Source organism: Shewanella chilikensis (genome assembly GCF_002836945.1).
Lineage (GTDB): Bacteria > Pseudomonadota > Gammaproteobacteria > Enterobacterales > Shewanellaceae > Shewanella > Shewanella chilikensis.
On sequence record NZ_NIJM01000087.1, the window covers coordinates 1 to 7,379 of the forward strand.

General features: G+C 44.7%; 5 protein-coding genes and 1 pseudogene. 5 read left to right on the plus strand and 1 reads right to left on the minus strand.

The window, feature by feature from the left end; genetic code table 11:
• Window positions 1-865 (plus strand): IS5 family transposase (locus CX651_RS19365; RefSeq protein WP_101057744.1); only part of this gene is annotated, 865 nt, incomplete at its 5' end.
• 149 nt (window positions 866-1,014) lie between these two features.
• On the opposite strand, the pseudogene CX651_RS19370 reads toward CX651_RS19365, so the two are convergent.
• Window positions 1,015-1,640, minus strand: a pseudogene (locus tag CX651_RS19370) (IS5 family transposase); the annotation flags it as partial.
• A 127-nt stretch (window positions 1,641-1,767) separates the two neighbouring features.
• Here CX651_RS19370 and CX651_RS20295 point away from each other — a divergent pair.
• The 4 genes from CX651_RS20295 to CX651_RS19390 all read left to right on the plus strand — a co-directional run bounded on the left by CX651_RS20295 (window position 1,768) and on the right by CX651_RS19390 (window position 6,749).
• The gene (locus CX651_RS20295; RefSeq protein ID WP_268249221.1) at window positions 1,768-1,893 is read left to right on the plus strand and encodes a hypothetical protein; all 126 of its coding nucleotides are present in this window, start codon (window positions 1,768-1,770) and stop codon (window positions 1,891-1,893) included.
• Between the two features lie 308 nt (window positions 1,894-2,201).
• On the plus strand, window positions 2,202-4,064 hold the full coding sequence (locus CX651_RS19380; protein WP_101057736.1) for a hypothetical protein: 1,863 nt from the start codon (window positions 2,202-2,204) through the stop codon (window positions 4,062-4,064).
• A 24-nt stretch (window positions 4,065-4,088) separates the two neighbouring features.
• Window positions 4,089-6,080, plus strand: coding sequence for a S8 family serine peptidase (locus CX651_RS19385; protein ID WP_101057738.1), 1,992 nt, complete (start codon window positions 4,089-4,091; stop codon window positions 6,078-6,080).
• Window positions 6,081-6,143: 63 nt separating this feature from the next.
• Window positions 6,144-6,749 (plus strand): hypothetical protein, encoded by a 606-nt coding sequence (locus CX651_RS19390; protein WP_146226030.1) that lies wholly within the window; start codon window positions 6,144-6,146, stop codon window positions 6,747-6,749.
• Window positions 6,750-7,379 lie beyond the last annotated feature (630 nt).

The following is a 7,379-nucleotide window of genomic DNA, read 5'->3' on the forward strand; positions in this document are numbered from 1 at the left end:
TTCGTATCCGCAACTCCTTGGCTCACAGAACGACATGGCTACGATCCGACTTCTGGAAACCATGCTGCGTATTCACTGCATGCAGCAATGGTACAACCTGAGCGATGAGGCCATGGAAGATGCCCTCTATGAAATCGCCTCCATGCGCCAATTTGCTCGCCTGTCACTGGATAAAGCCATTCCAGACCGCACTACCATCATGAATTTCCGGCATTTGCTGGAGCAGCATGAACTGGCCCGCAAAATCTTCAGTACCGTTAATCACTGGCTAGCAGAGTGTGGCGTTCTAATGACCCAGGGCACCTTGGTGGATGCCACCATCATTCAAGCCCCCAGCTCTACCAAAAACAAACACAACAGCCGTGATGAAGACATGCACCAGACCAAGAAAGGTAACCAGTGGTACTTCGGCATGAAAGCGCACATTGGCGTGGACGCCAAAAGTGGCCTGACCCACAGTCTGGTGACCACGGCGGCTAACGAGCACGACCTCAATCAGGTTGGCAAGTTACTGCATGGCGATGAAGAATTTATCTCAGCCGATGCTGGTTATCAGGGGGCCGAAAAGCGCGATGAGCTCAGCGATGTCAGCGCAGACTGGCTTATCGCCAAGCGTCCCGGCAAAGTGAATGCATTGAAGCAACACCCGCGCAAGAACAAGCTGGCCATCCGTTACGAATACCTGAAAGCGAGTATCCGAGCGAAGGTTGAGCATCCATTTCGGATAGTAAAATGTCAGTTTGGTTTCGTCAAAGCCAGGTACAAAGGGCTGGCTAAAAATGACAGTCAACTGGCGATGTTATTCACCCTGGCGAACCTGGTTCGAGTTGACCAATTGATACGGGCACAGGCGAGATCTACCTGAAATGAGGAAATTGGCCTGAAACAGGGCCAAAATCAGCCACGAAGAGACGATTTCGGGCTGAAAATTGGAAAATTGAGCCACAGGACGTCGATAAAGGACGGTTTGGGGCGTCATATCGGGAGCTGCGGACCACTTAATCGCAGCTTCCCTAAAGCCCGTTTTCTACGAACGGCATCGTGACAGGCTCTTGTGTCGTAAGCACCATCACCTGAGATATTGCGGATTTTGCGATGGGTTTGCTTGAGCAAATTCGGCATAACTGCAGCGTCAGTGACACCGGATAAACTCAGTTCCGCTGCAATAATTTCATGGCTATGGGTATCGACAGCGATATGCAGCTTACGCCACACGCGGCGCTTGCCATCTGTGCCATGTTTCTTCACTTTCCACTCACCTTCGCCATAAACCTTCAAGCCTGTCGAGTCGATAGCCAAGTGCTCAATGGTGCCACGCGTCTTGGTTTTAAAAGCAATCTTGACGGTTTTAGCGCGTTTGCTGATGCAAGTGTAATGTGGGCACGAAAGCGGAATATCAGCCAGTTTAAACACCGAGTTGATAAAGCCTTGTAACGCTCGTAGTGGCATCGAGAAAACATCAGCGCGGTGGTAATGGCTAAGTCGCTAAATACGCGTGGTCGACCTTTCCTTGGTTGCTCGGCCTTAGCTTTCCACTGGGCGATAGCGTCCTCATCAATCCAGAAGGTAAGTGAGCCACGATTGATCAGGGCTTGATTGTATTGCTTCCAGTTGATTGTTTTATATCGAGGTTTTGACACGATTGATGGGCGAGTTGATGGGCTATGTCGATCAGATCACCAGCTATGGTTTTAGTTCAACTGATTTAGGAAACAAAGCCGTCAAGATGATGCAGTTCATGCTGATACAGCCAATGTTGGATATCGCATGTATCAAAGTAAGATTGCCTTGGTCAAGGTCAAGAACAACACCAAGGCAATCCGTATTTTACAGCCAAACCATGCCGGTCTGCTCGGGTCAATAGTCGCCAGCTTTTATCTTATGATGAACTAACGATCACCCCAGTTTAAATAGCCAGCCAATAACAATCCATTCACAAACAAATACCCTGTTTTTGACTGACATCTCAAATTTCAACACGGCTCTTACGCCTTTTTCCACAGATCCCGTAACTGGAAAACAAGCTCCAATTGCCTCATGGTATTCCGATAAAACCCAAATAAGTCATTGCATTAATTGGCTAAATGCCGCACAGCCCAGTGTGCCAAAGCCGAAAACCGCAAGCATAGAAACTCATTTCCCCCACTGTGGCGACTGAGTCTGAAAGAGAAAAATCTGCAACATACCTGAGAGTACAGTCTATGAAGCGTAAAGATGTTCCCCTGTCCATATTATTGGCACTCGCCCTCACTGCCTGTGGCGGCGGTGGCGACGAATCATCTGGAAATAACGGCGGCAGTACCACGCCACCATCTGCACCAAATACAGCGCCGGTGATCAGCGGTCTGCCAGACACGTACCAAATGATGGAACGCACTGAATTATCCATCCCCTTTACTGTGACGGATGCAGAAGGTGACACCATCACCCTGTCGGCAACCTCATCTAACGCGGCCGTGACCGTCAGCCACACTGACAATACACTCAAGTTGGTTGCGACTGACATCAGTCAAACCATGTCGGTCACCATCACCTTAAAAGCAAATGACGGTAAAACCAGTTCCAGTAAATCATTCACGCTTAAAGTGACCAACAACCAAGCGCCGCTGATTAGCGGTCTGTCAGGCAGTTACCAGATGGAGGAAAACGCCCAATTAACCGTCCCCTTCACTGTGACAGACGCAGAGGGTGACACCATTACAGTGTCTGCAATATCTTCAGCCCCCGAAGTCACCGTCAGCCATAACGGCAATTCGCTGTTGCTGGTGGCAGGAGAAATCGCACAGGACGTCACATCCACTATCACCCTCACAGCCGACGACGGCCAAAACAGCGCCCATACGTCGTTTACACTTAGCATCACCGACAAACCTGTGCCAACCAAAGCACCGGTTATCTCATGGGCGGCAGACTATGGCACCGCGCCTCTGTTCGCCGTTAACGAAAAGACCTTAGAGGACTTCGTATTTACCTTGTCCGATGAAGACAGTGACATCACAAACCTTACTGTTGTCGGCACGGTCACCGTCCTCAACGCAGCGAGTGACTACGAAAAACAGCGTATTGCAGACAACTTTTCATTAGTGGTTGATAAAGTAACCGGTGTCGCCAGAGCCACTATTCCGAACGTTGACGGCCGCGCATCCGTTGCCATTGCACTCACCGCAACCGATGAAAAAGGCAATACTGCCGCCACAAGCGAGATGAGGTTACACTTCAACCAAAGAGACAGTATCGGCTACTTAGATGATTACACCGGCAAGTATCCCTCGGTTGGTATCAGCTCTACTGTGTCACTTTTCTTTATCTCATCTAACGAGACCAGCCAGACCAGCCTGGCCTCAGTTGAGTACGCAAACCCCGACTATATACTCTCCGACCCGCTCAACATCAGCGGCATCAGCAAGAGCCAGTTCACGATAACGCCAACCGAGGCTGTAGCAGGCGAGTTGGTGGTCCTGAAAGCAAGCTTCTTTATCGGCGAGGCTAATGGTGTATCAAGCTACTCAGAGCACGAAATAAAAATAAAACCGCTACTTGCAGGGTCACTGGAAGAATCCTGGAGTCAACAGATTGCACAGATGAACCAAAAGCTCAAATACGCTTTCGAGTACCAAAAGATTGCCAATTATATTAATCACGAGTTGTTTTTCTCTGGCAACATCAGCAGCAATGATTACATAAGCAATGCAAGAAAAATAAAGCTTGCTGATTATGAGAATATCTACAAATCAGCTCAGTATACCAATGCCAGATATGAAAATGCCATTAACCAATTTTATCAACAAGAAGAAGGTATGCTGAGCGAAATGGACAGCTTTATCGCCAGTCGAGTAGCCATTTTTGACGCAGGGGTAAACGCACCTTCTCAATCAGTAACCCTGGTGAACCAACTGATAAACGTGCTGCATCCAAACGAATATCGCTTTGACGAGCAGCCACTGATAAAACTCGATGACGGAAAATACTCGCGCTTTATCGGCAACACCCTTTTTGGCGAATATATAGATGGCCGCTGGCAATTTACCGGCAAGTACCAATTTTTAAATAATATTTTGTTGTAATCAATGGCATAAAGAGATATTAACATGAGAAACAACAGTCTGACTTTAGCCCTGGTCACCCTGCCTCTGCTGCTTTCAGCGAACATGGCGTTGGCTGACAGCCGTATTATTGTAAAATGGCATGACATTAACCAACTTAAATCAATAAAAGATAACACTGTGGTAAACGGTGTTTTGGTGACAAATGTTGAAAGGTCAAGCTTTGGTGGCTATTCACTAATAGCTGCCGATGATACCACCCTTGAAACGGGGGCGATTATTCAGCGCTTACAACAAAGTGGCCTTTTTTCTTACGTTGTTGAAGATAAAGTCATTTCGCTTGAAAAAAGTTCACCGTCAAACATGGTGACAACCGATAGTTCAAAAAAGCCCGCAAAATCGAAAACAGCCATAGGTTACGCAATCGACCTTAATAAGTACAAAGATCCGCTTGTTGAGAAAGAGTTTTACCATGATGTGCAAAAGGCGTTTGCCAATGGTGCAACATCAGCATTTGATGCAATGACGGTTTTTGAAAATAATTTAGGTAGAAAAGCCAGAGTTGCCATTATTGACTCAGGTTACTTCCCACATGAAGATATGGTTACTCCTGGTGAACAAGCACGATTTGTAAGAGCAGTATCATATTATGTTTCAAGTGGAAACTACACTTACAAAAATGCGGTAGATTGCAAGACCAATGATCCTAACAACAGCGGTCTTGATTCTGTATGCTCTGCATCAAATATCGTTGAAATTACAGAACAAAGCAATAATGCACTTGATAAATCATGGAAACCATCAAAATTTGAGTATGATGCTGAAAAAGGTGAAAACGTTCCAGTTGAATATGAAGTTTGTGTCAACGGTCATGGTTTAAGTGTGGCAGGTACAATTGCAGCAATTCAAAACAATGGCAAAGGTATTTCTTCTGCCATCGGATCTGATTATGTTGAAATTGTTCCAGTAAAAGTTATTGACTCATGCAGCAATGATGCGTGGAGTTCAGACATTATCAAAGCAATTTATTGGGCTTCTGAAAGTGATGATGTTTTTGAAGGTGTAACTAAAATTTCAAGTGCTGTTGATGTGATCAATCTAAGTTTAGGTTCATCAAAGCCAGAAATTTGTGAGTCAGGATATAACCTGTTGGCAGATGCTGTAAAATATGCAAATGAAAAAGGCATTGTTGTTGTGGCTTCATTGGGTAATGAAGGTATTGCAGGTGAGACATTTACTCCTGCGACATGTCACGGAATTATCCCTGTTGCAGCGAATGATTCTTTCGGTCAGTTGACAGACTTCTCAAACTTCTTAAGTGAGCAACAAACGGTATCCACCATAGGTCAACAAGTTGTAACGCCAACAATTAACACCCACATCTACAAAGATCCAGAAAGCTACAGTATATATTGCCAAGGTGAAACTACCAGTTGTTATGCTGAAAAACAAGGTACAAGTATTGCTGCGCCAATAGTATCTGGTTTGGTGGCTTTGGTTAAGATGCAAAACCCCAGTTTGAATCCTGATGAAATTTTTGAAGTGATTTATAATTCTGGTAACGAATTTCATGAAAGTGAAGTCGGTAGTGTGACCTCAATGTTCAGAAAGGCACCAGACAATAGAATTGTTAACTTTAAAAATACACTCATCGCTGCAAATTATAAATTGCATGTTGGTGAAACATCAGTGACTCAGTTAATGGGTAATGTTACTGCTAATTATACAAGTGACATGATTAGTAAGTACGGTAAAGAAAAGGTCTGCTCAACATATAAGCTTGATTGGAGCGATATCTATCAGTCGAATTCCCACGATGTAACGTTCGAAGTGTATGGAAACAATATTGTTGGTTCCATGACGGATGCCAACTCCACACTGATAGAAACTGAGGATATGTCACCACGGACTGAAAACAGCATGGTAATTACCAAGCAGTATGCCAACTACGGTGTAAGAGTTTGCAAAGGCAACAATTGCTCTGCGATAGAACCTTTCAATTTTAGTTCTGCCGAAGTGAACTCTTCCTGTTTATAAGACACATGCAGCCCATTTGGGCTGCCTCCCCCTCAGTAAATGCTGTTAATCTTTGAGGTGAATATGGAACTCTCAGTCAAGGTACTCGAAGGTATTATGCTTAGTGGCACAAAGCACTCCGAAACCGATGTGTACACCAGCGGTCGCGGCACTCGCCTGGACCCTGTCAAAATTGAATCTGTAAAGACCACCATTCATGAATTTTGGTTCAAATGCCTCGATGGCACTGAAAAAAAGGTAAAGCTGTTTAACGATGAAGTTGAAGCACGAGAAGGACATAGACTGGTGCTACTTCAAGGCCAAAATGCGGACTACAGTGGCTGTGTAGGTTACATCAACGTTGATACCGGACGATTTTGCCTTTTTGACAATGCCTGGCTGGCAAAAAATATGGCTTCACAATCAAAGCCCGTCTATTTTATCCTGGCCACCGGATTCGTAATGGCGATCGTTTTAGGCTTTATGAACGGTTTCATCGCAGGCCTGGCAACTTTTGCCGGTGGAATGTTGCTGGCTCAACTGGCTGAAAAAGTACACAGTTTCTTTATCGACAGAAAGCTATCAAAACTCGCCAAAGAGACCTTAAAATCCGCTTACAAATTTAATTCGTTTACGCAAGAGTCGATTGAAATCGTCAGCAAAACTCCTACTGCAATTACGGAACAGTAATTATAGGCCAGAACGCGATGCAATCGCGCTCTGGCGTCTTTTTTGGTTGATATTTAGTTACGTCTGTATACACAGACTCTCCCATAAATCAAAAGAAACAGTTTAAAGACAATTTAAATCCCTCATTAAAAATTGATATATACAAGACTGTTATTCTCAAGAATAACTCATAAGCTAAAATATAACATAGCTACGCTTAAAATAATAAACTAGCATTGAGTTTGATAATCACATTCTAGTGAATACGTGAACGCCCACCCCTCACCTCAAATTCAACATCTTTGTACTTTAAAACTCTAAATGCAATCTTCGCAATTGTTCTACTCTGACCAATCCAATACATGTAAGCATCGTCTTTTCTATTGTTTCTATGTTCAACTATACCACAGCCATAAACCTGAAGAATTCTAAACTTTTTCGCAACTTCTTCAGCATTAACCATAATAAAACCTCGACGATTTATCTCATTTGCTAAGGAAGGTGCGAACAAGTCCCATGTGTGGTCTGCGTCGGCTTACTGGCTTGGATGCAAGGCGTGGTTCGCAGCAAATGGCCCTAGGGAAGGTGCGAATAAATCCGAGATGTGAGATCATCGTGTTGTAACCTGAACCCAGAATGAGTAACCGGATG